Genomic DNA, 341 nt, shown 5'->3' with positions numbered 1-341 from the left:
GGCCATCGGCGTCGCCCACATGCACAACCTCGCCCACGGCTGACCCCTTACGAGACAACCTTTAGCCGACGCGCTGCGCTCCAGCCCGCACATCACCTTCGTCGCCCCGGCCGCGCCCGGCGACGAGACCGTCTGGTTCCGCGCCGCCCTCGAACAGCCGTCGTTCGGGCCGCTCAACCTCAACACTATCCCGGCCGCGGATGTCGTCTACGCCGCCGACCGGCTGCTGACCAGCGATCCGAGCGAAGCGGAACGGGCGACGGCCGAACTCCTCAACTACGTGGCCGCCACCTCGGACAAGCAAGGCCTGCCGCTGCGCGAGCACGCCCAGGCCGTCGCCC

The 341-nt window shown here is 70.7% G+C and carries 1 protein-coding gene; it reads right to left on the bottom strand.

Translation table 11 applies throughout. From position 1 onward, the window contains the following. Window positions 1-61 precede the first annotated feature (61 nt). Window positions 62-341 (bottom strand): hypothetical protein (locus JJV70_RS22285; protein ID WP_219049837.1); only part of this gene is annotated, 280 nt, incomplete at its 5' end.

The organism is Streptomyces sp. JJ66 (assembly GCF_019303495.1).
In the GTDB taxonomy this organism is placed as follows: Bacteria; Actinomycetota; Actinomycetes; order Streptomycetales; family Streptomycetaceae; genus Streptomyces.
The sequence above is the reverse complement of the archived record's forward strand: the minus strand, read 5'-3'. Positions and strand labels throughout refer to the sequence as shown.